Source organism: Kribbella sp. NBC_00482 (assembly GCF_036013725.1).
Lineage (GTDB): Bacteria > Actinomycetota > Actinomycetes > Propionibacteriales > Kribbellaceae > Kribbella.
The window spans coordinates 1,241,625-1,265,243 of the sequence record NZ_CP107881.1 but is presented as its reverse complement, the minus strand read 5'-3'; the positions used below and the strand labels follow the sequence as shown (position 1 = coordinate 1,265,243).

Sequence of the window (23,619 nt, the reverse complement as noted above, 5' to 3'; positions counted from 1 at the left end):
GGTGACGCCGGTCGGGGAGATTGGCGGGACGGCGTCGACCGGTCGCCGAGCTGTGGAACGTCCGCCCAGCCGGGGTTCCAGTGGCGAAGGGGATTTGCCCTCTCGGTTGTCGATGTCTGCAGGCCATCTCTCAACACCGCGTCGCTGGGGACGAGGGTGTCGGAGGAGGCTTGTCATGACCAGGGACAGCAACTTCAAGAAGGTCGTACGGCGTCATGCCGCGGCAACGGGGCAGCGGTACACAGAGGCGCTGACCGATCTCGAGGGGCTCGGGTCCCGCATGGACCACGAGCCCGTTGCCGAGCGGCTGCTCGTCCATCTTCGGAATCGCTACGGCATCGATGCGGTCGCGGCGACGAAGGTCAGTGTGCACAAGACCTACGTGTTCCGCATCGACCGGAACGACGGCGACCCGTGGATCGCGCGGGCGTTCCCTCCCGCTCGTCCGAGGGCCAGCGTCGAGGGCGATGCCGCGATCCTGCGATTCCTGGAGCGGCACGACTATCCGGCGGAGCGCCTCGCGGTCGACGACGCGGTGTCCGATTTCGACGGAAGCGCGGTCCTGGTGACCCGATTCGTCGAAGGCGCCCACCTCGAGGGTGCCGAGAAGTTCGCCATCATGGGCGATCTGCTCGGACGGCTGCACGCGCTGCCGCTCGACGAGTCCGTCAGCCGTGCCGGCGGGGCGAGTGGTGAGGACCCCAGCCGTGAAGGTCCTCCGCGCCAAGATCTGCTGGCGGGCCTGGCATTTCTCGACGCGGTCGACACGAAGGTCGCCGCGGCCGACCGTGAGCGATTCGAGCGTCTCCGGCATCAGGTACGTTCGGCCGACGACGGGCACGGCCTTCCCGAAGGCCTGCTCCACGGCAACCTCCTGCACGCCCCCGATCATGCGGTGATCGGCGATCAGGGGCCGGTGGCAATCAACTGGAAGGCCTCCGGACGCGGACCGCGCCTGGCTGACTTCGCGTACCTGATCTGGGGCACCGGCCACTGGTCCCCGGAACGACATACCAACGAAGACTGCGTCGACGCGGTTGTCAACGCGTACCGCCGCCACGTCGAGCTGACCCACGAGGAGCTCGATCGGCTCGAGGCGGTTATGTATGTCCGGACGCTGTACCTCGTCTGCTTCAGCTACCGGCGCGCGGTCACCAACGGCGTGCCGTTCGACGAATGGGCCTTCATCGAGCCACCGGAGTACTACCGCTCCACCGCAGCCGCGACCCGAGCCGCGTTCCGGAAATAGGCGATGAAGGTTCACGGTGCGGCGGAGCACAACCTGCGGGATGTCGATGTCACGTTCGGACCCGGCCTGACCGCGGTCGTCGGTGTGTCCGGCTCGGGGAAGTCGTCGCTCGCGTTCGACGTGGTCTACACCGAGGCGCGGCGCCGGTTCGTCGAGTCGCTGGGACTGGGACGTCCGGGGACCCGCGTGCCGGCCGCGCAGGTGAAGAGCATCGACGGCTTGGGTCCGGCGGTGGCGATCGCGCAGAACGTACTGAACGTCAACCCCGCCTCGACCGTCGCGACGTCGGTCGGCCTGCACCCGTTCCTTCGCATTCTGTACGCGCGGTTCGCGGACGTGACCTGCCCGAGGTGCCAGGTACCGATACGTGCGGTGTCGCGCGAAGAGCGACTCGCGATTGCTCTGGACCTGCTCGCCGCCGAGGGCCAGCTCCCGGTGGAAGTGGCGGTCGTCCGCCAGCTCAACGGAAGTCACGCGCGACTCCTCGCCGGCCTGCGCGGCCAGTTCGCCGCGGTCACGATCGACGGGCGTCCGTGGGCCGCGAAGAGCAGGGTGCCTCGGCTCGACCCGACGGTCCCGCACGATGTCGTCGTACGCATCGCCACCCTGCAGGCGGACGCGTCCACGGCGGAGGTTCGCGGCATCCTCGAGCGCGCCGACGCGTTGGGGTCCCACGAGGTTCGTCTCGGCGGTACGCCGGTACTCCGGGCGCCGATCTGTCCGAGCTGCTCGGACTGGGTCCGGCCGCTGCAGCCGTCGGCGTTCCGCGACGCCGCGATCGATACGTCGTCGCATCGCATTGCCGGGATCGCCCTGACCGAGTTGCTCGCCCGCTCGGTGCGCGAGGTCCTCGAGTTCGTCGACCAGTTGGCGATCGGCCCGCGCGCCGTACGGGTTCAGGACGAGCTGCTGCGACGACTACGGCCACTGGTCACGCTCGGGCTCGGGCATCTCAGCCTCGACAGGCCGATGCCGACGCTGTCGCGAGGTGAGGCGCAACGGACTCGACTCGCGGTCGTACTCGGCGGCCGGCTCGAGGATCTGCTGCACGTCCTCGACGAGCCCACCATCGGCCTGCATCACACCGATCTCAAACCGTTGCTTGAGGCAATGGCGTCGTTGCCGGGCCCGGTGCTGATGGTGGAGCACGACCGTACGGCGATCGCGCTGGCGGACGATGTCGTCGAGATCGGCCCGGCCGGCGGCCGCGGTGGTGGCGAACTCGTCTTCCAAGGGACGCCCGCCGACCTGTGGCGCGCCGGCACCGCCTCGGGCCGAGGCTTCTCGGCGCCGACCCGGGTCCGACGTACGGCTCGTGAGATCGGTGACCAGCGAATCCGCATCACCGGCGCCGGCCTGCGCAACCTGCGCGACGTCGACTGCGAGATCCCGCTCGGGGCGCTGAGCGTCGTCACAGGCCCTTCGGGGGCAGGCAAAACCACTCTCGCTCGCGACGTGTTGCTGGCGTCGATCCGAGCCAAGGCGCCGGTCGGCTGCGCGACCATCGACGTACCTGCGCTGCGCGCGATCGCCGTCGATCAGAAGCCGCTCGGCAACAACCCGCGGTCGAATCCGGCGACGTACACGAAGGTGTTCGATCGGATCCGCGACGTGTTCGCGCAGCAGACCGGACGGTCCGCGTCGGAGTTCACGTTCAACCGCGGCGAAGGCGCGTGCCCGGACTGCGAGGGGATGGGCGCGGTCGCGATCAGCCTCAGGGACCTGGCGCCGATCTGGGTGCCGTGCGAGATCTGCGAAGGCCGCCGGTACCGGCCCGAAGTCCTCGAAGCGACGTGGGAGGGCCACTCGATCGCCGATGTACTGGCGATGAGCGTCGACGAGGCCGACGCGTTGTTCGCCGAGCACCCTGCGGTGACGCGCATCCTCAAGACCCTGCAGGAGGTCGGGCTCGGCTACGTCACCCTCGGGCAGCCGTCGCCCAGTCTCTCCGGTGGTGAAGCGCAACGAGTCCGCCTCGCCCGTGAGGTGACGAAGGCGAAGACCGGCAATCTCGTCCTGCTGGACGAGCCCACCACCGGCCTTCACCCTGGCGACCTGGACCGGTTCCTCACGGTGCTCGACAGGCTGACGGCCGACGGCTGCACGGTGGTCGTCGTCGAACACCAGGCAGACGTGATCGCCGCCGCCGACTGGCGCATCGACCTCGGCCCAGGTGGTGGCCCGGACGGCGGACGCCTGCAGCACTGCGGCCCCGCCGCCGCCGAACAGCGGCCGCGGGTGACGCCCCGCGCCAAGCCGCGGGCCGACCGGCGCTCGAGCGAGGTCATCCAGGTGCGGGGCGCCCGCGCCCACAACTTGCAAGGGATCGACGTCGAGTTCGCCAAGGACCGATTCACGGTCGTGACCGGCGTCTCGGGGTCGGGCAAGTCGTCGTTGGTCGGCGACGTACTCGCGGCGGAGGCCGACCGGCGGTTGCTCGAGTGCCTGTCGGTCTACGAGCGGCAGTCGATGCGCGAAGGGCCGGAAGCCCCGGTCGACTCGCTCACCGGGCTGGGCCCGACGATCAGCATCGACGCCTCCGGCACGACCTTCCCAGCGGGTGGGCCCGGGCGCTGGGATGCCGCCCGTACGACGGTTGGCCGGTCCAGCGACCTCGACCGCCTCATCTCCCTCGTCCTGGCGCGCGCCGGTGTGCGGTCGTGCCTCGCCTGCGGTGGCGACCAGGTTCGCCGGTCCGCACCGACGCCGGAAGCGGCGTGGGTCTGCGACGACTGCGCGACCAGCGCGGTGCCGATCGAGCCGCGTCACCTGATCGGGTCGCCCGCGTCCGTCTGTCCGCAGTGCCTGGGGATCGGCGTCGAGCGGGAGTTCGACTTCGCCGCGATCATCCGGTCCGACGCGCCACTCGCCCGCTGCTTCGGCGGCGGCCTGGCGTGGTTCCGGCCTGAGGTGGTCGGCAGCAACGACGTGATGCAGACCTTCGCTGAGCGGTACGGATTCGACCCGGAAACCACGCCGTGGTCCGAGCTGAGCGACGAAGTCCGGCGAGGGATCCTGTACGGCGATTCGTCCTGGGTGGGGCTGAACGACTGGGCCCGGTTCGACCTGGGTGGCCTGGAGACCAGGTCGTTCCCGTGCCGGGAGTGCGGCGGCGAGCGACTGCGCCCTCCGTACTTGGCGATTCGGATCGCGGGTCGCGACCGCAGCGACCTGTTCTCGGCCTCGTTCGCCGAGCTGAACGACGTACTGGCGTCGATGGACGAGCCGGACGATCCGCACGCGGCCCACGCCCGTACCGTTGCCTCGCACCGGCTCGGATTCCTGGGCCGCGTCGGGCTCGGCTATCTCACGATGAACCGGGCGACCTGGACGCTGTCCGCGGGTGAGGCGCAACGGATCAAGCTGGCATCGGTACTCGGCGGCGGCCTCGTCGGAATGACCGTCCTGCTCGACGAACCGTCCCGAGGTCTGCATCCGTCCGAAGTAGACGCGCTCGCCGGCACCCTGCGCGAGCTGCGCGACGCCGGCAACACCGTCATCGCCGTCGAACACGACGCCACCCTCATTCGTACCGCCGACGACGTCATCGAGATCGGCCCTGGTCCCGGCAGGGCGGGCGGCCGGCTCGTCGACCTCGACAGCGCCGAGTCGGTCACCCGGGCGGTGCGCGACGGACGCATCGCGATCCCTCATCGCGACCGACGCGCGCCAACCGAGTGGCTGCAGGTCACGGGAGCGCGGGAGAACAACCTGTGCGGCCTCGACGTACGCATCCCGCTCGGCATGAGAGTCGGCGTATGTGGTGTGTCCGGATCCGGGAAGTCCTCGCTCGTCGTCGACACGATCGCGGTCGGGCTGGCGCGACCGGCGACCAACGTCTCCGGCGGCGGCATCGTCCGCGTCGAACCTGGGGTTCACCAGGTCATTTCGGGTGCTCCCGCTCGTACGATCGTCGCCGACCATGGCCGCGCCGAGATCACGTCACCCGGTAGCTTCCTCGGACTGATCACCGCAGTCCGCAAGTCGTTCGCCGCGAGCGAAGTGGCCCGCGAGCAGGGCATCACGATGAAGGACCTCAGGTACGGCTGTGACGCCTGCAGCGGGAAGGGAACGTGGCAACAGGGCATGTCCTTCCTACCGTCGGTGACCCAGACCTGCGAGGCCTGCGGCGGTTCCGGCTACCGTCGCGAGGTCGGCGCCCTTCGCGAGCGGGACCGAACGCTCGCCGGCATCGAAGCCCTGACCATCGGTGAGCTCGTCGACGAGTGGGGCGACATCGACGCCGTACGTCGCGCCGGCGAGGCAGCCCTCGCGCTCGGCCTCGGCTACCTCGTCGTCCGCCAACCTGGTTGGAGCCTCTCCGGCGGTGAAGCGCAGCGACTCAAACTCGCCAAGGAGCTCGCCCGTCCGACCAAAGCAGGCAGCCTCTACGTGCTCGATGAGCCCACCGTCGGCCTGCAGGCGACCGACGTCGTCGTGCTCCTGCGCGCGCTCGACGCGATCGTCGACGCGGGCAACACCGTCTTGGTGGTCGAGCACGACCCGATGGTGCTCGCGACCTGCGACTGGCTCATCGAACTCGGCCCGGGCGGCGGACCTCACGGCGGAAAGATCGTCTTCGAGGGTCCACCCGAAAAGTTGGCCAACACGGCGTCGGCGCCGTTCGTACGGGCGGCATTGCCATGAACACGCTCCTGCTCGGAGACCCCTCGCCGTCGCTGCGGTGGCGCGCCGCTGTTGAGCTCGAGGGCGCCGACAACGACGATGACGACGTCAAGGCCTGGCAGGGCGAGATCGCAGCGAGCCCCGCCGTACAGTCGCTTCTCGCACGGCTGGCTGTGGCTGAGCGGCCCCAAGACGCCGGGTACCTGCTCTGCCAGCTCGCGTATCTCGGCTACCGCGGCCCCGAACTTGCCGCTGCCGTCGACGCGATCTTCTCCCATCAGCAACCGGACGGCTCGTGGCCGCTGCGGCTCGACGACGACAGGACCGCGGGCAAGCCATCGGACGGACCGCGGTTCGTCACGATGCAGACCGTCGTACCGTTGCGAGGCATCGCCGCGGCCGGGTTCGCCACCGATCCTCGCGCTGAACGCGCGTACGAATGGCTTCTGCGCGAACGACTCCACGACGGCTCCTGGCCCTCCGGTCCTAAGGCCGACCTCGGTGGTCCGGGCCGGCCTCAGCCGCCGGAAAAGGAGTACCGGCGACTCACCCGCGGCGCCGGCTGTCGTTCGGCGACAACTGGCGCGGTGGCCTGCCTCGCACTGCACCCCCAGCTCAGCCGGTCCGACGCCGCCCGCATCGGCGTCGGCCACCTCCTCGCCCGTGAGACCCGCGACGAGTCGGCCCTCGGCTGGGAAGTCTCCCGCCTCGTCGGCCTCGAACGCGCGATGGGACAAGTCACCTTCTACGTCACCGCCGATCCCGCCTTCACCCTCGACCTCGCCTCCCGCTGCGGCGTGCCCGTCGACGACGCGTTCATCACCTGGCTCGAATCGCGCCGAGGCCCGTACGGCCTCTGGCAACACCCGACCCACCCCCAGCTCTCCCGCTGGCTGACCTTCGACCTGGAATCCAGCCTCCGTCGACTGAACGGGGTGTCGCTGCCTGTCGATCCGGGCTGAGGCTGTTCGTGTAGAGGGCAAGAAGGAGGCAAACGATGAACCAGTACGTGCTCAGCATCTACCAGCCCGACGGTCCGGTCCCCGAGCCGGAGATCCTGGACCCGATGATGCGTGACCTGGAGGCCCTGAACGCCGAGATGCAGGCGGCGGGCGTCTGGGTGTTCGCCGCCGGCATGCACCCGCCGGAGACCGCCACCGTGCTGAAGGCGCAGGGTGACGACGTCCTGGTGACGGACGGGCCGTTCACCGAAGGCAAGGAGCACCTCGGCGGGTTCACGGTGATCGAGGTAGAGGATCTTGATGCGGCGCTGGGGTGGGCGCGGCGGTTGGCCGCGGTCCTCAAGCCTTTGTCGATTGAGGTCAGGCCCTCGCAGTCGTGACGCCTGACCTCACCGCGATCTTCCGGGCCGAGCACGGGCGGGCGGTCGCTGTGCTGACGCGCGTCTTCGGCGACCTGGAGATCGCCGAGGACGCCGTCCAGGACGCGTTCGCCGCGGCGGTGGAGAAGTGGCCGGACAACGGCGTACCGCCGAGCCCGGCCGGATGGATCATCACGACCGCACGGAACCGCGCGATCGACCGTCTTCGCCGCGAGGCTGCCCGGGCGGACAAGCACGCCCAGGCAGCGCTCTTGCAGGCCGAGGCCGAGCCAGTGGAGGTGGGGGCTGTGCACGACGACCGTTTGCGGCTGATCTTCACCTGCTGCCACCCGGCACTCGCGCTGAACGTCCGCGTCGCCCTCACGCTCCGCATGCTCGGCGGGCTGACCACCGCCGAGATCGCCCGCGCGTTCCTGGTTCCGGAGCCGACGATGGCGCAACGGTTGGTTCGCGCCAAGGCCAAGATCCGCGCCGCGGGCATCCCGTACCGCGTCCCGTACGAGGCGGATCTGCCAGAGCGCGTTCGCGGCGTACTCGCGGTCGTCTACCTGATTTTCAACGAGGGGTACGCCGCCTCGTCCGGCGAAACCCTGGTCCGCGACGAACTCGCCGCCGAGGCTCTCAGGCTGGGCCGGCTGTTGGTCGAGTTGATGCCGGACGAACCTGAGGCCGTCGGCCTGCTCGCCTTGATGTTGCTCCAGCACTCCCGACGCCCGGCCCGCGTCGCGCCGGACGGCACGCTGGTCCGTCTCGGCGACCAGAACCGCGACTTGTGGGACCGCGCGTTGCTGCAGGAAGGCCAGGCGCTCGTCCGCCGATGCCTGCGCCGCAACCACCCCGGCCCGTACCAGCTCCAGGCCGCCATCAACGCCGTCCACGCCGACGCCGCGACCCCCGCCGCCACCGACTGGCGCCAGATCCTCCAGCTCTACGACCACCTCCTCACGGTGGACCCCACGCCGGTAGTTGCCCTTAACCGAGCCGTCGCCGTCGCCGAAGTCGAAGGCCCCGCCACGGCGCTTGCCCTCGTCGACGCCCTGCCGCTCGACGCCTACTACCTCTTCCACGCCATCCGGGCCGACCTGCTGACCCGGCTGAACCGCACCCCTGAGGCCCGGGCCGCCTACCAGGCCGCTCTGGAGCGAACCCCGAACCAGGCCGAGCAGGACTTCCTCCGAACGCGGATGAGATAGCCCGGTCCGGCCTGCCGACCTTCTGTAGGGTCCGGAGGGTGTTCGAGCTGATCTGTGAGGTGGAGCCGCCGACGCGGCCGGATCTGAAGAAGGTTCGGCATCAGATCGGGGTGATGAGTCCGATCGCCGACGCGTTCCTGATCCCCGACAACCACATCGGGCGGGCGACCGTCTCGAGTGTTGCGGTGGCCAACGAAGTGCAGCTGATGGGTGCGCGCGGAATCGCGTGCCTCAACTCGCGGGACCGGAATCTGCTCGGTTTCCGGCGAGACCTGCTGACCGCGGCGGCGTACGGCGTAGAACGTTTTCTGTTCGTGCACGGGGACGACCCGGCGGAGGGCGCCCGCACGAGTCAGCTGACGGTACGGCGGATGATCGAGCAGACCCGCGAGACGACGTACCCGGGCTGTGACCCGTTCAAGGTCGGGGCCGCCACCCGTCTCCGGCCGGTGCCGAAGTGGAAGGCCGAGGCCGACTTCCTGTACGTCCAGGTCAGCTACGACCTCGACGAGCTGCTCCGCTGGCGCGAGTCCGTCGAGCTCGACATCCCGGTGTACGCCGGGGTAATGGTGCTCGCCTCCGCGCAGATGGCCCACAACCTCGCCAAGCTGCCCCAGCTCGAGATCCCGGCCGATCTGATCGAGGCGGTGGAGCGGGACCGGGACGCCGGCGTCGACCACGCCTGCGAGCAGATCCTGAAGATCCGTGACTCCGGGGCCTTCGACGGCGTTCACCTGATACCGGTCAGCCGGTACCGCCAGGTCGCGGCCCGCCTCGAACGCGACTTGCTCCAACGCGGCTCGTGAGGCGGCAGATCGGCTAATGTCCTGCTAAGAGACGGGAGGTGGAGCGTGGGACTGCCTGGCAAGGGCCTGGTCGAGGGGTTGAAGGTCACCGCGAAGACCCTGGCCCGTCGTTCCGTCACCGAGCAGTACCCGGACGTCCAGCCGGAGTTGCCGCCGCGCAGCCGCGGCGTCATCGCGCTGATGGAGGAGAACTGCACCTCCTGCATGCTGTGCGCCCGCGAGTGCCCGAGCTGGTGCATCTACATCGACTCGCACACCGAGACCGCGCCGTCGGTCGGTGAGCAGGCCAGGGAGCGCAGCCGGAACGTGCTGGACCGGTTCGCGATCGACTTCAGCCTCTGCATGTACTGCGGGATCTGCATCGAGGCCTGCCCGTTCGACGCGCTGTTCTGGTCGCCGGAGTTCGAGTACGCCGAGACCGACATCCGGAACCTGACCCACGACAAGGAACGGCTCCGCGACTGGATGTGGACGGTCCCGGCGCCGCAGCCCATCGACCCTGGCCCGGCGGCATCCGAGGCAACCGAGGTCTCCGAGGTCTCCGAGGTCTCCGGGGACGAAGAGTGACCACTGCTCTGTTCTCCGTCGCCGGCGCGGTGGCGGTGGTGGCCGCCGTTGTCGTGGTGGTGTCCCGCCGGATCGTGCACGCCGCGCTCTGGCTGGTGCTCGCGCTCGGCGCGGTCGCCGGCTGCTTCGGCGCGCTGCACGCCGAGTTCGTCGCGCTGGTCCAGATCCTGGTGTACGTCGGCGCGATCGTCGTCCTCGTACTGTTCGCGCTGATGCTCACCAAGGCGCCGACGAACCCGCTGCCCGAGCTCACCACCCGCCGCAGCCCCTTCGCGGCCGTCGTCGCCGCGGTGCTCGCGCTGCTCCTCGGCACCGGCGTGGTGCTTGCCTTCGGCAATGAGAAGATCCGGCCGGTGACGGACGGATCTGCCCAGGCCGTCGGTACTCAGGTCTTCAAGAACTGGGTGCTCCCGTTCGAGGTCCTCTCGGTCCTGCTGCTGGCCGCGCTGATCGGCGCGATCGCCTTGTCGCAGCGCAAGAAGGAGGACTGACGATGCCGTTGGTCCTCCCGCTGCTGCTGGCCGTCGTCCTGTTCTGCATCGGCGTGTACGGCGTTCTCGCGCGCCGGAACGTGATCACGATGCTGATGTCGTTCGAGCTGATGCTGAACGCCGTGAACCTGAACCTGGTCGCCTTCGACGCCTGGCGGGTGGACGAAGCCACCGGGCAGACGCTCGCGATCTTCGTGATCACGCTGGCCGCGGCGGAGATCGGACTCGGCCTGGCGATCGTCCTGCTGCTGTTCCGCGGTCACGGCCATGTCGACGCCGATGCGGCCCGCGACCTACTCGAGCGCGAGGAGGCGTCGTGATCGCCACCGTCTGGCGGGTGGCCGGCGTCGGCTTCTCGCTGCTGATCCTCCTGTTCGCCGCGCTCCTGTCCGGCGCCACCCCAGACCAGTACGTGTTCCTGAACTCCCCGGTCGGCGATCTCACGATCGGCTTCGCGGTCCGCACCGACGACCTGACCGTTCTGCTGCTCGCGGTCGTCGGCGTGATCGCGACATGTGTCCAGGTCTACTCACTCGGGTACCTGCACCAGCGCGCCGCGTCGTACCACGCGCTCGTCACCTTGTTCACCGCGGCGATGGTGACCGTGGTGGTCTCGGACAGCCTGTTCTTCCTGCTGATCGGCTGGGAAGTGATGGGCGCCTGCTCGTATCTGCTGATCGGCCACTACTGGGAACGCCGCGACGCCCGGTCGGGCGCGGTCAAGGCGTTCCTGATGACGCGGTTCGCCGATGTCGGATTCCTGTTCGGAATCTTCGTGCTCGGCCTGGGAGCGCACACTTTCCGGATTTCCGAAATCGATCCGGCTCGGATTTCCCCCGGCGTGCTCACGACGGGGACGCTGCTGCTCCTCGTCGGGGTCGTCGGGAAGTCGGCGCAGGTCCCGCTGCAGACCTGGCTTCCGGACGCGATGCCGGGCCCGAGCCCGGTCAGCGCCCTGATCCACGCGGCCACCATGGTTGCCGCCGGCGTCTTCCTGATCGCCCGGATGTACAACGTCTTCTCGGCCTCGACGACGACGCTGACGGTGCTGGCGATCGTCGCCTGCGTGACGATGCTGTTCGCCGCTCTCTGCGCGTCCGCGGCGGTCGAGGTGAAGCGGGTCCTCGCCTGGTCGACGGTCAGCCAGCTCGCGATCATGTTCTCCGCGTTGTCCCTCGGTACGGCGGACGGCCGGCATGCTGCGCTCTTCCACCTCGTCACACATGCCGCGTTCAAGGGCCTGCTGTTCCTCTGCGCCGGCGTGCTCCTGCACCAGGTCGGCAGCGCGGCCCTCGTCGTCCTGCGCCGGTACACGCGCCGCGGAAAGTTGCGGAAAGCGCTGCAGGTCACGTTCCTGACGATGACGGTCGGGCTCGCGGCGCTGGCCGGCGTACCCGGGTTCGCCGGGTTCTTCTCCAAGGACACGGTGATCGAAGCGGCCTGGGAGAAGGCGCACGACGGGTCGGTCGTCGGCTGGGTGGTGCTGGTCTCGGTCTGCCTGACGGCGGCGTTGACCGCGTTCTACTGCGTGCGGTTGTGGCTGTGGACCTTCTTCCGTACGCCGGCACTCGCCGGCGGCATCGGTGCGTTCGAGGACGGCGACGCCGCGGCCGATCTCGACGAGCCCGACAGCTCAAAGCTCCGCGACGCACCCTGGGTGATGCTGGCGCCGCTCGTCCTGCTCGCGGTCGCCGCGATCGCGCTCGGGTACGCCGACGGCGTGCATCTCAACTGGGTGATCGGGCTGATCTCGACCGCGCTCGTGCTGCTCGGCGCGCTCCCGGCGTACTCGCTGTGGCGGCGCGGGGCGGATCCGCGGCCGGTCCTGGTGGAGCGTGAGTTCGGCGTCGACCCGGCGTACCACGGTCTGGTCGTCGTCCCTGTGCGGTGGCTGGCGAAGCTGACCGTGGCGGGGGATCGCGATGTCGTCGGGGCTTATGTGCGCGCGATCGGCCGGACGGGGACGCTGGCGTCGCAAGGGCTGCGGCGGCTGCAGACCGGGAACGTGCAGACCTATCTCACCGCGGCCGTCATCGGCGTCGTCGCGCTGGCCCTGCTGGCGGGGGTGATCGGCTCGTGAACGCTGTCCTGCTGGCGATCCTGGTGTTGCCGCTCCTGGCCGCCGGCGCGCTGTGGTCGATCCCAGCGGCGATCGGGGATCGCCTCGCGGCGGCGTACGGATCGGTGATTTCCGGGCTCGTGCTGATCGGGTCGGTGCTGCTCTGGCCGCAGAACGGCGGCTGGTTCGCGTACGGGCCGCAGGACGCACCCGCGACCGAGATCGACGCCGCATGGATCCCGTCGCTCGGAGTCCGGTTCCACATCGGGGTCGACTCGATCTCGGTGCCGCTGATCGTGCTCACGGCGCTGCTGACCTTCCTGTGCTGCCTGTACTCGCTGAAGATCACGCCGCGGATCGGCCGGACCCGCTCCCTGATCGCGCTGCTCCTGGTCATCGAGGCCGGCGTGATCGGGACGTTCTCGGCGCTCGACCTGGTGCTGTTCTTCGTCTGCTTCGAGATCGTGCTGATCCCGATGTGGCTGGTCATCGACATCTGGGGCGACCACCACGACCGGGCCGGACGGAAACGCGCCGCGAACACTTTCGTACTGATGACCGTGTTCGGTTCCGCACTGATGTTGCTCGGATTTCTGCTGGTGCAGCGGGTGTCAGGGACGTTCGACATCGTCGAGCTGACCAGTTCGCCGGTCGCCGGCGGGCATGGGATCCCGTTGGTCGCGGCGCTGCTGATCGCGGTCGGGCTGGCGGTGAAGGTGCCGCTCTGGCCGCTGCACATCTGGTTGCCGGACGCGCACGCGAAGGCGCCGACGGTGGGCTCGGTGCTGCTGGCCGGCGTGCTGCTGAAGCTCGGGACGTACGGCATGATCCGGATCCTGGTGCCGGTGCTGCCGGACGCGACCTCGACGATCGCGCCGTACCTCGGGGCGTTCTCGACGGTGGCGATCATCGCCGGGTCGCTCGCCTGCCTGGCGCAGACCGACGTGAAGCGGCTGATCGCGTACTCGAGCGTCGGGCACATGGGATTCGTCGGACTCGGGATCTCGACGCTGTCGCCGGCCGGTCTGCGCGGCGCGCTGTTCGCGAACATCGCGCACGGGCTGATCACCGGGCTGCTGTTCTTCCTGGCCGGTGCGATCAAGGACCGCCACGACACCAGCGACCTCCGGACGATCGGGCGGGCGCTGTACGCACGGTTGCCGCGGATCGCCGCGCTGCTGACGTTCGCGTGCCTCGCGTCGCTCGGGCTGCCGGGGCTGGCCGGGTTCTGGGGCGAGATGCTGGTCCTGCTCGGTGCGTACCACCCGGCGCCGTGGTTGCCGCGGACAACGTTCCTGGTGTTCATGGTGATCGCCGGACTCGGAACGGTGCTCACCGCCGCGTATTTCCTGCGGCTGGTCCGCAACCTGTGCCAGGGCGATCCGGCCGAGAACCCGCCGGCCGCGTTCGCGGTCGACCTCAGCCGCATCGAGCTGATCACCTGGGCCCCGCTGATCACGCTGACCGTGCTGCTCGGTGTGTGGCCCGGGCTCCTCCTGCAGCAATGGGGTGCCTTATGACCCTGACGTGGACGGATTGGCAGGCGATCGCCGTACCGCTGGTGCTGGCGATCGGCGCGGTCGCCGTACTGCTGATCGACAGCTTCTGGAAGAGTGCCTCGGCCGAGCTCCGGCACACCGTGGTCACGTTGCTGACCAGCGTGGTGATCCTGTTCGGGCTCGTGTTCGTGTGGGCGCATCGGGACGACTTCAAGCCCGCGTTCTGCCGGACCGCGGTCGAAGGGCCGGCGCAGTGCAGCCTGGTCTTCGAACCGTTGACGGCCGGGTTGTGGGCGGTGCTGCTGATCGGCGGGCTCGGCGTCGTCGGACTGTCGGCGTACCGCTTGCTGGCCGCGGACATACCGATCGGGGAGTACCACTTCCTGCTGCTGAGCGCACTGACCGGGGCGACGGTGCTGGCGGGTGCGCGGGATCTGGCGACGCTGGTGATCGCGCTCGAGGTGGTGTCGCTGCCGAGCTTCGCGATGGTCGCGCTGCGGCGGGATCGGCGTGGCTCCGAGGGCGCGATGAAGGCGTTCCTGGTGTCGGTGCTGTCGACGGCCGTGATGCTGTTCGGGGTTTCCTACCTGTACGGCGTGACCGGGTCGCTGTACCTGTCCACGATCGCGAACCGGCTGACCGGGCTGGATCCGGATCTCGCCCGGGTGGCGTTCGCGGCCGGGCTGTTCGTGATCGTCGGCTTCGCGTTCAAGATCGCGGCGGTGCCGTTCCACGCGTGGTTGCCGGACACGTACGTCGGCGCGCCGATCGAGGTGACCACGTTCCTCGCGGTCGTGTCGAAGTCCGCTGGTGTGGCCGGGCTGCTCGTGCTGGTGACGTCCGGGATCGCGCCGACCGGATCACAGCTGCGTACGGCGATTGCGATTCTTGCGGCCGTGACGATGACGGTCGGAAACCTCGCCGCACTGCGTCAGGTCGAGGCGGTCCGGCTGCTCGCGTGGTCGTCGATCGGGCAGGTCGGGTTCCTGCTCGCACCGCTGGCCGCCGCGGACGCGCAGGCGGTCGTCGGGTACCTGGCGGCGTACGTCGTGGTCACGCTCGGCGCCTTCGGGGCGGTCGCCGTCGTACAGCGTCACCGCCCTGGTGGTCTGCTGACCGACTACCGCGGAATGGTCCGCTCCGAACCCGGTCTGGCCGCGGCACTCATCTTCTTCCTGGTGGTCCTGGCCGGCCTGCCGCCGGGTCTGGCGGGCCTGTTCACCAAGTTCGCCGCCTTCCAGGCCGTCATCGACGCGCACCTCGGCTGGCTCGCGATAGTCATGGCGCTCAACGTCATGATCGGCCTGGCCGTCTACCTGCGCTGGGTCGCGGAGCTGTTCCGCCTGCCCGCCGACGACCCGTTCTCGGTGGACATCGAGACCCCTGCCGTCACGATGATCTCCCTCTGCACCGCGGTGGCCGCCGTACTCTCGGTCCTCCCGAGCATCATGTTCGCGCTCGCGACCTGACAGTTTCCGGTCACCGCCGGGGCCATCGTCGCCTCGCTCGGTAGCGTCTGGCAGGTGATCACACGAGGAATCGCCGGGCTGGTTCTGTTGTTCGCGTTGGTCGCCTGCGGCGGGTCGGGCGAGAGCGGGACACCGTCGCCTTCACCGACCAGCGCGGAGGTGCCCGTGGCCAAGGACGGGCAGAACTACCAGGCCTGCGTCGACGGCGTCTGTGAGGTGATGATCCGCAAGACGGCCGCCATCAGCCTCAAGGGCGACAAGTTCACGGCGACGGTGGCGGACGGCACGCTCAAGCTCACCGACTCGAACGGATACATCTCCTTGAGCAAGAGCGGCAGCAACGTCAGCCGCAGCGGCGGCGGCAGTGCCGGAGGCGTGGCCGGCGGTCTCGCCGCAGTCAGCTGGAGCGACCAGGACGGCCCACTTCACATCGCCACCCTGACGTATGCCGAAGGCGACGCCGTCATCGTGAGCTTCACGACGAAGTAGCCCGCGCCTGGAAGTCCTCGTACTGCGCCCACACGCGGCGCCACAGGGTGTCGCGGTCGGCGGCCGAGTAGTGCGGGAGCGGCAGCCGGAAAAGGTCGGCGAGCGCGGTGAAGTAGTCCGCGGGGTTTTCGAGCAGCGTGCTGTCGACGCGGTCGGAAAACGTTTCGCTCAGGCCGACGGAACGCAGTACGACAACGCTTTCCGGCGTACGGCGGAACGCGGACGCCAACCGTACGAAAGGGGACTCGGGGTCGGCGGAAAGCGCTGCATGCTGGGCTGCGAACGCGTCGAGGGCGACCGGGGCGGACTCGAAGTCCATGCCGATCAGGCTCGCGCGGGGATCGTGGTCGAGCCGCCAGCCGTCGGTCTTCTCCGACGGGCGGAGCCGCAACCTGAACGGGTACTGCTCCATCTCGCCGGTCTCGAGCGGCATCGGGAAGCGCAGACCGTCGCCGAGGCCGGCGTCGACGAGCCACTGACGCTCGGGGTCGTCGACCAGCCCGCTGACCGTCAGCACCATGTGGCTGCCGTCGATGTCGCCGGGGCGGTTGACGGTCTGTACGCCGCCGCGGTGCATCTGGACGCGGTACCCGAGCTCGGACAGCAGAGCCGCGAACGTGCCGTTCAGCTGGAAGCAGTACCCGCCGGTCTCCCGCGCGATGATCCGCTTCGCCACGTCCTCCGGCTCCAACGGACCACCCGGCGTGAGCTGGTACTGCACGGTCTCGTACGGCACCTGGTCCACGTACGCGGCGTGCAACTGCGTCAACGCCTCCAGCCGCGGCGGACCGTCGTACCCGTCGATTCCGATTCGCTGCAGCAGCGCCGTGGTGTCCATGCGCCTTAGGCTAGGCGAGGTGATCAGCGTCCTCGACCGGGTTGCCGCTCTCGCCATCGCCGACGAACTCGGCCACGTGTTCGCCGCCTCGTTCGATGATGCGAATGCCGAGCACTTCGCCACTGACCAGCTCCCCACACACGCCGACCGCGACGACTTCAAACTGGTCGCTGCGCGCGACGAAAACATTGTCGGGTTCGCGTACGGATTCACCGGAAAACGTGGACAGTGGTGGTCCGACCGGATCGCCACCGCGATCGGCCCGGAGCTCACGGCGGAATGGATCGGCGGACACTTCGAAGTCGTCGAGCTCGCCGTCCTCCCGGACGCTCAGCGGCAGGGCATCGGGACCGCGCTGATGCAGGAGCTGATGCGCGACCTGCCGAACCCGCGGGCGCTGCTCACGACGTACGCCGACGACCGTCCGGCACCGCGGCTTTACCGACGGTTGGGATGGCAGCTCCTCGTCCCGGACCTCGGCTGGGGCTCGGCGCTCTACGGGCTGGACAGGGGTGTGCCCGTAGGCTCCTGACCTGGCAGGGTATGGGCCATGACTTCTGAGCGGATCTATGTCGGGAGCTATACCAGTCAGGCCGGCGGCGGGGACGGGATCGCGTTCGGTCCGCTGGACGGGCTGCGTGGGACTGCGGGCTTGGCGACGGTGGCGACGATCGCCGACCCGTCGTTCCTGGTCATTTCCGCGGACGGGCGCTTCCTCTACTCCACCGACGAGCTGGACAACGGCAGTGTCGCGGCGTTCGCCATCCAGCCGGACGGCGGGCTCGAGCTGCTCAACCAGCAGCCGACCGGCGGCGTGCACCCGTGCCACGTGGACATCGACCCGTCCGGCCGGTTCCTGCTGTCGGCGAACTACACGTCGGGGTCCGTTGCCGTCCACCCTCTGAATGAGGACGGTTCGCTGGGCGAGCGCGCGTACTTCGTGCAGCGCTCCGGCACCGGACCGAACGCGGAGCGCCAGGAGGGGCCGCACGCGCACCAGATCGCGTTCGACACGGCCGGTGCCTACGTGTTCGACATCGACCTCGGCTCCGATACGGTCTATTCGTCCACGCTGGGCGAGGACGGCGTGCTCCACGAGGTCGACCAGCTGCGCATCCACCCCGGCGCCGGTCCGCGGCACATGGTGTTCCACCCGACGGCGGACGCGGCGTACGTGATCAACGAGCTCGACTCGACGCTGACCGTCTGCAACTACTCCGACGGGAAGCTGCAGGTCGTGCAGACCGCCTCGACCCGCCCGGCCGACTCGCCCGGGGAGAACTTCCCGGCCGAGCTGCTGATCTCCGCCGACGGCCGGTTCCTGTACGGATCGAACCGGGGCGACAACACCATCGCGGTGTTCGAGACCGCGGCCGACGGACAGTCGGTCGAACTGGTGCAGACGATCTCCTCCGGCGGCGACTGGCCGCGGCACCTTGCCTTCGGCAACGACGGGAAAACGCTGTACGCCGCGAACGAGCGCTCCGACCAGATCGCGACGTTCACGGTCGACGACGGCCGACTCACCCAGGTGGGCGAGCCGGCCGTCTGGCCGAAGCCGGTGTGCATCCTGCCTGTGTAGGACCTAGACGAGCTTCTCGAAGAAGAACTCGTGCTTGAGGAAGGACACGTCGTACTCGTGACCCGGGTACGGCGGGTTCAACTGGGACGCCTGGAAGAGGCGCCACCCGTCCTTGAGCGCGTCCAGCCCGGTCTCGTACGGCGGTACGTCGCTGTCACCCGTCGTGGGGTGCGTCTCGCCCGTGCCGTCGTACGTCGACCAGCCGACCACGCGCGCGTCCAGCGCGGAGGAGGCCAGGTAGAGGACCAGCACCTGCTGACGCAGGCCCGTCTGCTGCGGAGTCTCTGCGGTGGCGGTCATACCATCTCCTTCTTGCCCTTGGCGTGCGGGTTGTTGGCGCGGTCGGTTACCACGCGCTGCGGCCGGTTCGAGACGCGCGTGACCCAGTAGTTCGGGTCGTAGGTGTCGTCGCCGCTGATCGCACGCCACAGCATGATGCGGTTGTACTTCTCCAACCTGCCGGTGGCGTTCTCGTACCAGGGGAAGTTCTGCTCCAGCTCGGCCGCGACCGCGTCGTCGTACAGGTCGTCGGTGTTCCAGAGCCGCACCTGGCGGACGGTCGGGTTGAACCGGATCTTGAACATGTAGCGGTCCAGGTCGCTGTCGTTCTTGCGGCCGCCGTGCCAGATGCCGTGGTGCAGGAACTGGACGGTGCCGGCCGGGCAGACCAGGCGGGTCTGACCGCGCAGGTTCTGGTAGCGGCCGGTGTCGGACTCGTTGGTCCGGCGCAGGTGGCTGCCGGGAACGCTGAGCGTGCCGCCCATCTCGAGCGTCACGTCCTGCGGGTAGTACATGAGCTGTACGTCGAAGGCGTCCGTGCGGACGTCGATGATCGCGTCACCGTGCAGGTTCTGCGCCTCGCCCTGGTGGGCCTTGCGGATGTGGACGGCGTGGTGGTCGACGGTCGGCTCCGGGCCGACCAGGCTGTGGATCGCGCCGGCCACCTCGGGCAGCTGCACCAGCCGCTCGACGAACTCGCTGCCCGTGAACGCCTCCGACAGCGGGGTGCCGTACGGAACGCCCGGAATGCCGGTTTTCAGGACCTCGATCGCCTGCTGGTTCATGTCGTCCGGTACGACGGCGTCCATCCGGAACGCGCCGGTGGCCACGAACTGTGCCATCTGTACCGAGGTGAGCAGGTGCTTGCGATGCGGATGGGGCATGGAGACTCCCATGGTGGGGTAGTGGTTGCTACTCCACCAGGCTAAGTAGAGATAACGCTTCCTCGCGTTGGTTGTGTTCACCACTACTGGTAATTTCTCACCATGATCGAGTTGCATCTCGCGCAACCGCCAGAGGTGGTGAACGCCGGCGCGGGCATCCACGGCGTCCGCGGGCTGCGCGACCGGTTCCGGCTGCCGGACCTTTGGCAGCTGCACCTGTTCAACTACTCGGCCGAGCTGACGCTGCTCGGTACGACGTATTCCGTGGCGCCCGGCTACGTCTCGCTGACGCCGGCGGGGACCCAGGTGCAGTTCGACTACCGCGGCCGTTCCGAGCACCTTTACGCGCATTTCCGGCCGGTCGTCGCGGGCGAGCCGTCGTACGTTCCCGCCGTCCAGGACGCCGGTGCGGCCGCGCCGCTGCTGTCCGCTCTGCTGCGGTCCGCGATCGAGTCGTCCCCGTCCGGTTCGGCCCGCACTGCCGCGGAGGTCTGGACGGCGCTGTGGCGGATCGCCGAGCTGACGCCGGCCACCACTGAGGCCGGCCATCCAGCGGTTTCCGCCGCGGTCTCCTACATCGAGGCCAACCTGGCCCAGCCGCTCGTCGTACCCGACCTGGCCCGCGTGGCCGGCGTCTCCCACAACCACCTGACCCGCCTGTTCCAGGAGGAGACCGGGACCACCGTCATCGCGTACCTGCGCCGCCGCCGGATGGCGCGGGCGAGGCACCTGCTGATCTCCTCGACGCTGTCGATTCCGGCGATCGCCGCTTCCGTCGGGATTTCCGACCTGCAGGCGTTCAACAAGACCTGCCGCCGGGAGTTGGGCGCGTCACCCCGGGCGGTGCGGCAGGCCGCGGGGGAAACAGTTTCCGGAACACGGAAAATGCAGCTGCGGAAAACGTCGCACGAGGACTAGGTTTCGGCGCATGTACGAGTTGATTCCGGCCGCCGAGGGCACGCAGTACGACGACGAGGCCGAGCAGCGGTTCGCCGAGGACTGGCCGGAGTTCATCTTCCACGACGAGGGCGTGACGCCGTACCGGGAACGGCGGGTGGAGTACTTCCGCGACTGGGAGTTCTACCTCGTCGCCGAGGACCGGCTGATCGCGGGGTGCTGGGGCGTACCGATCGCGTGGGACGGCACGGTCGCGGATCTTCCCGGTGGGTTCACCGATGCACTCGGGCGCTCGGTGACGTCGTACGAGGAAAACGTCGTACCGAACACGTTCGTGCTGATGGCGGCCGCCGTACGGTCCGACGAACAGGGCCGCGGGCATGCGGGCCGGGTGATCACGGCGGTCCGCGACCGCGCCGTCGCCAACGGTCTGGGCCAGGTGATCGCCCCCGTGCGCCCGACCCTGAAGTCGCGCTACCCGTTGACCCCCATCGAGACCTTCATGACCTGGACGCGCGAAGACGGCCTCCCGCTCGACCCGTGGCTCCGCACCCACGTCCGCCTAGGCGCCACCCTCCTCGCGCCGGCCCCCGCTTCCCAAACCATGACCGGCACCGTCGAGAACTGGGAGAAGTGGACCAAAATGCCCTTCCCCTCCACCGGCACCTACACAATCCCAGACGGCCTGACCACCCTTGAAATCAACCGTGAATCGAACACCGGTGTGTATGTCGAACCAAACATCTGGCTCCGGCACGCCTAGAACTCCAGCTCCGGACGACGTCGCCGACCTTCCGGCGTGAAGCGGAGCGAGTCGACGAAGGGCGCTCCGCATCGCCCTGCGAGTAGGACCGGTTGCTCGTACGCGGCTTCTGTCCCGTTCCACAGGTAGAACCAGGCGATCGGGCCGTCCGGGTTTGTGTAGCCGAACACGCTCGGATACCGGGGATTTGTTCCGCCGATCCGAACCGACGGCTCGCCGAAGCGTTCGAGGACCTCCGCTTCCGGGTGGTCCGTTGCACAGAAGTCCACGAGCCGGTCCTGGACTTCGCCGTACTCCTGATCGTTCAGCGTCCGATCGAGCCTCAGCCACCCGTGCAGGTGGCTGTAGTCGGCGTACACGGATGCGATCGCCTCGGTTCCGTCGTCCGGCAGCAGCAGCCGCACCACGCCCGCCACGCCGATCGACGTCATCGCCCCGGCGTCCGTCAGCGCCTTGCGCCACGCCCGGCGGTCGCCCGTTTCCGTCACGTAGACGACGCGGTCGAGCAGGTAGTCCAGGCCGAGCTCCCCGCCGATCATCCCCGGTCGCCGGACGCCACCGTTCAGTTCCTCGATGAAGTGCAGCTGGATCTGCTCAACGGTCAGCATCTAGCCGACCACCAACGCCGCTAGGCCCTCGGCGAGGATGCCCTTGGTTATCTCGAGGGCGTCGGTCTCGTCGGGGCCGGTGATGGCCTGGTGGGACCAGCCGACCACGTCCTCGTACGCCCTGACGTGGCGGTAGTAGTGAACAGCGTCCTGATCGAGCGTGTGCTGGCCGTAGCCGGCCAGGAAGGCATCCCGCTGCGCGGACGTCACCGGCCCGACATCGCCCATACCGCCGAGCATGAACATCAGGTCCTGCTCACGGGGCGCGTAGATGACATCGTCCCAGTCGATCAAGTGCAGCCCGTCGTTGACCAGGACGTTGCCGAGATGTGGGTCGCCGTGGCACACGACCCGCGGACCGTCCGGCTCGGGCGGCCGGTTGGTGAGCAGGTCCTCGATCACGTGCTCGTACTGCTTCCACACCGCCGCGAGCTCCTCCTCGACCTCGCCGTCAGGGGACTCGAGCCGCGTGCGGGCCGCCTCCGCGAGCGCCGGCATACGCGCATCGATGTGACTGTGCTTCGGCAACGCGTCCCGCAGCCGAGGCGGCAGCTCCGCGTCGTGCACCCGACGGAGCAGTACGCCGTACTCCGACCACTGCTCGTCCGTCAGCCCGGCCTCAGCCGCCCGCGAACCGTCGATCCACGGCGTGATCGTCAACCGCTTCTTCGCGTGCACGCTCCACAGGCCGCCCTCGGACGTCCGGATCAACTCCGGTACGCCGGGCAGCCCGCTGTCGGCCAGGAACGCCGCGACCTGATGCCCCGTGTTCGTGCCTGCGCCGCTCCACTTCACGGCGTACGTGTTGGTCGCCGTACTCGCCCGCCACACCTGCGCCGCAACGTCCGCGCCGTCCACAACCGGTGTGAGTTCCACCACCTCAAGCCCGAAGTCCGCCAGCAACCACTTCCGCATCAACGTCTCACCCACACGCGCCAGCATGCCCGCCAACCAGCCCACCTGCGAACCAGTTACCGGCCGTTGCCCTCGCGGGCTGGAACGATCGCTTGGATGGAACACGATCATGCTGACTGGGAGGCCGTCGTACAGGCGGCACATCACCGTGCCGCCGAGCGTCAGGAGCGCCTGATCGGGTGGCTGGGCGAGGACGCGCAGTACTCCTGGGACCTCGAGCAGGCCGCCATCTCCTGGTCGCGGGCCGGCGCCGAGTTCTGCCGTGCGCGGCTCACCCTGATCGGCACGGTGAGCCTGAGTGAGTCGACTTGGCTGTGGTCGTGGGCCAACGACTCGCTACCGCGCACCGCGGTCGGCGACATGGGCAGGGTGCGCCAGTACGGCGAACTCCACGGGTTCCCGGTCCTGCCGTGGGAGACGTTCGACCAGCACCCGGAGCTGGTGCGGGAGGCCAGGGTGGTGTCAGCCGCCGTACTGGACGCCGCCGGGCTCTGGACTGACCAGGCCGGCGACGTACAGCTGCACTTCCTGCTCCACGACCTCAGCGGTAGTTGACGAACTGCACGGCGAAGTCGAGGTCCTGACCCTTGATCAGCGCCTGAACCGACTGCAGGTCGTCGCGACTCTTGCTGGACACGCGCAGCTCCTCGCCCTGGATCTGGGCCTTGACACCCTTCGGGCCCTCGTCGCGGATCAGCTTCGACAGCTTCTTCGCGTTCTCCTGGGTGATGCCGGCGTCGATCGTGGCGTTGATCTTGTAGATCTTCCCGGACAGCTTCGGCTCGTCGGCCTCCAGCCCCTTGAGCGAGATCTGCCGCTTGACCAGCTTGTCCTTGAACACGTCGAGAACGGCGTTCACCCGCTCCTCGGTGCTCGCCTGCATGTCGATCGCCTCACCGGACCACTTGATCCCGGCATCCACGTTCTTGAAGTCGAACCGCTGGCTGATCTCCTTCGCCGCCTGGTTCACGGCGTTGTCCACCTCCTGATGGTCCACCTTGTTCACGATGTCGAAGGAGGACTCCGAAGCCATGGGCACATCCTTTCCGATTTGCTGTCAGGG

24 protein-coding genes are annotated in these 23,619 nt (G+C 68.8%); 18 read left to right on the top strand and 6 right to left on the bottom strand.

Annotation, left to right across the window (positions count from 1 at the left end):
• Window positions 1-175 precede the first annotated feature (175 nt).
• The 13 genes from OHB24_RS06395 to OHB24_RS06335 all read left to right on the top strand — a co-directional run bounded on the left by OHB24_RS06395 (window position 176) and on the right by OHB24_RS06335 (window position 15,790).
• Entirely contained in the window at window positions 176-1,249 is a 1,074-nt protein-coding gene (locus tag OHB24_RS06395; protein WP_327638008.1) for a phosphotransferase enzyme family protein, read from the top strand.
• Between the two features lie 3 nt (window positions 1,250-1,252).
• Window positions 1,253-5,896, top strand: a complete 4,644-nt coding sequence (locus OHB24_RS06390; protein ID WP_327638007.1) for an ATP-binding cassette domain-containing protein — start codon at window positions 1,253-1,255, stop codon at window positions 5,894-5,896.
• The gene (locus OHB24_RS06385; RefSeq protein ID WP_327638006.1) at window positions 5,893-6,837 is read left to right on the top strand and encodes a prenyltransferase/squalene oxidase repeat-containing protein; all 945 of its coding nucleotides are present in this window, start codon (window positions 5,893-5,895) and stop codon (window positions 6,835-6,837) included. Before OHB24_RS06390 ends, OHB24_RS06385 begins: the two co-directional genes overlap by 4 nt.
• A 35-nt stretch (window positions 6,838-6,872) precedes the next feature.
• Window positions 6,873-7,217, top strand: a complete 345-nt coding sequence (locus OHB24_RS06380) for a YciI family protein (protein ID WP_327638005.1) — start codon at window positions 6,873-6,875, stop codon at window positions 7,215-7,217.
• A complete protein-coding gene (locus tag OHB24_RS06375) occupies window positions 7,214-8,410 on the top strand; it encodes an RNA polymerase sigma factor (RefSeq protein WP_327638004.1) in 1,197 nt (398 codons plus the stop codon). The genes OHB24_RS06380 and OHB24_RS06375 overlap by 4 nt, the downstream gene beginning before the upstream one ends.
• 38 nt (window positions 8,411-8,448) lie before the next feature.
• Entirely contained in the window at window positions 8,449-9,216 is a 768-nt protein-coding gene (locus tag OHB24_RS06370) for a methylenetetrahydrofolate reductase (protein WP_327638003.1), read from the top strand.
• 180 nt (window positions 9,217-9,396) lie between these two features.
• Window positions 9,397-9,783, top strand: a complete 387-nt coding sequence (locus tag OHB24_RS43270; RefSeq protein ID WP_442913986.1) for a 4Fe-4S binding protein — start codon at window positions 9,397-9,399, stop codon at window positions 9,781-9,783.
• Window positions 9,780-10,274 (top strand): NADH-quinone oxidoreductase subunit J family protein, encoded by a 495-nt coding sequence (locus OHB24_RS06360; RefSeq protein ID WP_327638002.1) that lies wholly within the window; start codon window positions 9,780-9,782, stop codon window positions 10,272-10,274. Before OHB24_RS43270 ends, OHB24_RS06360 begins: the two co-directional genes overlap by 4 nt.
• 2 nt (window positions 10,275-10,276) lie before the next feature.
• Entirely contained in the window at window positions 10,277-10,594 is a 318-nt protein-coding gene (gene nuoK / locus OHB24_RS06355; RefSeq protein WP_131286565.1) for an NADH-quinone oxidoreductase subunit NuoK, read from the top strand.
• Complete coding sequence (locus OHB24_RS06350; RefSeq protein WP_327638001.1) at window positions 10,591-12,354, top strand: NADH-quinone oxidoreductase subunit 5 family protein; 1,764 nt, start codon at window positions 10,591-10,593, stop codon at window positions 12,352-12,354. The genes nuoK and OHB24_RS06350 overlap by 4 nt, the downstream gene beginning before the upstream one ends.
• Window positions 12,351-13,853 (top strand): complex I subunit 4 family protein, encoded by a 1,503-nt coding sequence (locus OHB24_RS06345; protein WP_327638000.1) that lies wholly within the window; start codon window positions 12,351-12,353, stop codon window positions 13,851-13,853. The genes OHB24_RS06350 and OHB24_RS06345 overlap by 4 nt, the downstream gene beginning before the upstream one ends.
• Complete coding sequence (locus tag OHB24_RS06340; protein ID WP_327637999.1) at window positions 13,850-15,301, top strand: NADH-quinone oxidoreductase subunit N; 1,452 nt, start codon at window positions 13,850-13,852, stop codon at window positions 15,299-15,301. The genes OHB24_RS06345 and OHB24_RS06340 overlap by 4 nt, the downstream gene beginning before the upstream one ends.
• A 54-nt stretch (window positions 15,302-15,355) precedes the next feature.
• Window positions 15,356-15,790 (top strand): hypothetical protein, encoded by a 435-nt coding sequence (locus OHB24_RS06335; protein WP_327637998.1) that lies wholly within the window; start codon window positions 15,356-15,358, stop codon window positions 15,788-15,790.
• On the opposite strand, the gene OHB24_RS06330 is transcribed toward OHB24_RS06335, so the two are convergent.
• Complete coding sequence (locus OHB24_RS06330; protein WP_327637997.1) at window positions 15,777-16,628, bottom strand: arylamine N-acetyltransferase family protein; 852 nt, start codon at window positions 16,626-16,628, stop codon at window positions 15,777-15,779. The genes OHB24_RS06335 and OHB24_RS06330 overlap by 14 nt on opposite strands.
• A 19-nt stretch (window positions 16,629-16,647) precedes the next feature.
• On the opposite strand from OHB24_RS06330, the gene OHB24_RS06325 reads away from it, so the two are divergent.
• Together OHB24_RS06325 and OHB24_RS06320 are read left to right on the top strand one after the other, a co-directional pair.
• A complete protein-coding gene (locus tag OHB24_RS06325; RefSeq protein WP_327637996.1) occupies window positions 16,648-17,160 on the top strand; it encodes a GNAT family N-acetyltransferase in 513 nt (170 codons plus the stop codon).
• 18 nt (window positions 17,161-17,178) lie between these two features.
• The gene (locus tag OHB24_RS06320) at window positions 17,179-18,210 is read left to right on the top strand and encodes a lactonase family protein (RefSeq protein ID WP_327637995.1); all 1,032 of its coding nucleotides are present in this window, start codon (window positions 17,179-17,181) and stop codon (window positions 18,208-18,210) included.
• Between the two features lie 3 nt (window positions 18,211-18,213).
• Here OHB24_RS06320 and OHB24_RS06315 read toward each other — a convergent pair whose 3' ends face one another.
• Together OHB24_RS06315 and OHB24_RS06310 are read right to left on the bottom strand one after the other, a co-directional pair.
• Window positions 18,214-18,510 (bottom strand): hypothetical protein, encoded by a 297-nt coding sequence (locus tag OHB24_RS06315; RefSeq protein WP_327637994.1) that lies wholly within the window; start codon window positions 18,508-18,510, stop codon window positions 18,214-18,216.
• A complete protein-coding gene (locus tag OHB24_RS06310; protein ID WP_327637993.1) occupies window positions 18,507-19,373 on the bottom strand; it encodes a phytanoyl-CoA dioxygenase family protein in 867 nt (288 codons plus the stop codon). Before OHB24_RS06310 ends, OHB24_RS06315 begins: the two co-directional genes overlap by 4 nt.
• Window positions 19,374-19,475: 102 nt before the next feature.
• Here OHB24_RS06310 and OHB24_RS06305 point away from each other — a divergent pair, with 102 nt between their 5' ends.
• Together OHB24_RS06305 and OHB24_RS06300 are read left to right on the top strand one after the other, a co-directional pair.
• The gene (locus tag OHB24_RS06305) at window positions 19,476-20,291 is read left to right on the top strand and encodes an AraC family transcriptional regulator (protein ID WP_327637992.1); all 816 of its coding nucleotides are present in this window, start codon (window positions 19,476-19,478) and stop codon (window positions 20,289-20,291) included.
• Window positions 20,292-20,301: 10 nt separating this feature from the next.
• The gene (locus OHB24_RS06300) at window positions 20,302-21,033 is read left to right on the top strand and encodes a hypothetical protein (protein ID WP_327637991.1); all 732 of its coding nucleotides are present in this window, start codon (window positions 20,302-20,304) and stop codon (window positions 21,031-21,033) included.
• On the opposite strand, the gene OHB24_RS06295 is transcribed toward OHB24_RS06300, so the two are convergent.
• Both OHB24_RS06295 and OHB24_RS06290 read right to left on the bottom strand, forming a co-directional pair.
• Window positions 21,030-21,641: a hypothetical protein gene (locus tag OHB24_RS06295; RefSeq protein WP_327637990.1), complete on the bottom strand. Its 612-nt coding sequence runs from the start codon at window positions 21,639-21,641 to the stop codon at window positions 21,030-21,032. The two genes, OHB24_RS06300 and OHB24_RS06295, sit on opposite strands and share 4 nt — an antisense overlap.
• Entirely contained in the window at window positions 21,642-22,571 is a 930-nt protein-coding gene (locus OHB24_RS06290) for a phosphotransferase enzyme family protein (protein ID WP_327637989.1), read from the bottom strand.
• Between the two features lie 81 nt (window positions 22,572-22,652).
• Here OHB24_RS06290 and OHB24_RS06285 point away from each other — a divergent pair, with 81 nt between their 5' ends.
• Window positions 22,653-23,111, top strand: coding sequence for a DUF6882 domain-containing protein (locus OHB24_RS06285; protein WP_327637988.1), 459 nt, complete (start codon window positions 22,653-22,655; stop codon window positions 23,109-23,111).
• On the opposite strand, the gene OHB24_RS06280 is transcribed toward OHB24_RS06285, so the two are convergent.
• The gene (locus OHB24_RS06280; RefSeq protein WP_327637987.1) at window positions 23,098-23,589 is read right to left on the bottom strand and encodes a YajQ family cyclic di-GMP-binding protein; all 492 of its coding nucleotides are present in this window, start codon (window positions 23,587-23,589) and stop codon (window positions 23,098-23,100) included. The two genes, OHB24_RS06285 and OHB24_RS06280, sit on opposite strands and share 14 nt — an antisense overlap.
• Window positions 23,590-23,619 lie beyond the last annotated feature (30 nt).

What these genes read in the sequence shown, in the direction of transcription:
- OHB24_RS06340 (WP_327637999.1), top strand. Translation starts at nt 13,850, where the DNA reads ATGACCCTGACGTGGACGGATTGGCAGGCGATCGCCGTACCGCTGGTG.
- OHB24_RS06390 (WP_327638007.1), top strand. Translation starts at nt 1,253, where the DNA reads ATGAAGGTTCACGGTGCGGCGGAGCACAACCTGCGGGATGTCGATGTC.
- OHB24_RS06280 (WP_327637987.1), bottom strand. Translation starts at nt 23,589, where the DNA reads ATGGCTTCGGAGTCCTCCTTCGACATCGTGAACAAGGTGGACCATCAG.
- OHB24_RS06385 (WP_327638006.1), top strand. Translation starts at nt 5,893, where the DNA reads ATGAACACGCTCCTGCTCGGAGACCCCTCGCCGTCGCTGCGGTGGCGC.
- OHB24_RS43270 (WP_442913986.1), top strand. Translation starts at nt 9,397, where the DNA reads ATGGAGGAGAACTGCACCTCCTGCATGCTGTGCGCCCGCGAGTGCCCG.
- OHB24_RS06320 (WP_327637995.1), top strand. Translation starts at nt 17,179, where the DNA reads ATGACTTCTGAGCGGATCTATGTCGGGAGCTATACCAGTCAGGCCGGC.
- OHB24_RS06310 (WP_327637993.1), bottom strand. Translation starts at nt 19,373, where the DNA reads ATGCCCCATCCGCATCGCAAGCACCTGCTCACCTCGGTACAGATGGCA.
- OHB24_RS06315 (WP_327637994.1), bottom strand. Translation starts at nt 18,510, where the DNA reads ATGACCGCCACCGCAGAGACTCCGCAGCAGACGGGCCTGCGTCAGCAG.
- OHB24_RS06295 (WP_327637990.1), bottom strand. Translation starts at nt 21,641, where the DNA reads ATGCTGACCGTTGAGCAGATCCAGCTGCACTTCATCGAGGAACTGAAC.
- OHB24_RS06395 (WP_327638008.1), top strand. Translation starts at nt 176, where the DNA reads ATGACCAGGGACAGCAACTTCAAGAAGGTCGTACGGCGTCATGCCGCG.
- OHB24_RS06285 (WP_327637988.1), top strand. Translation starts at nt 22,653, where the DNA reads ATGGAACACGATCATGCTGACTGGGAGGCCGTCGTACAGGCGGCACAT.
- OHB24_RS06300 (WP_327637991.1), top strand. Translation starts at nt 20,302, where the DNA reads ATGTACGAGTTGATTCCGGCCGCCGAGGGCACGCAGTACGACGACGAG.
- nuoK (WP_131286565.1), top strand. Translation starts at nt 10,277, where the DNA reads ATGCCGTTGGTCCTCCCGCTGCTGCTGGCCGTCGTCCTGTTCTGCATC.
- OHB24_RS06380 (WP_327638005.1), top strand. Translation starts at nt 6,873, where the DNA reads ATGAACCAGTACGTGCTCAGCATCTACCAGCCCGACGGTCCGGTCCCC.
- OHB24_RS06330 (WP_327637997.1), bottom strand. Translation starts at nt 16,628, where the DNA reads ATGGACACCACGGCGCTGCTGCAGCGAATCGGAATCGACGGGTACGAC.
- OHB24_RS06305 (WP_327637992.1), top strand. Translation starts at nt 19,476, where the DNA reads ATGATCGAGTTGCATCTCGCGCAACCGCCAGAGGTGGTGAACGCCGGC.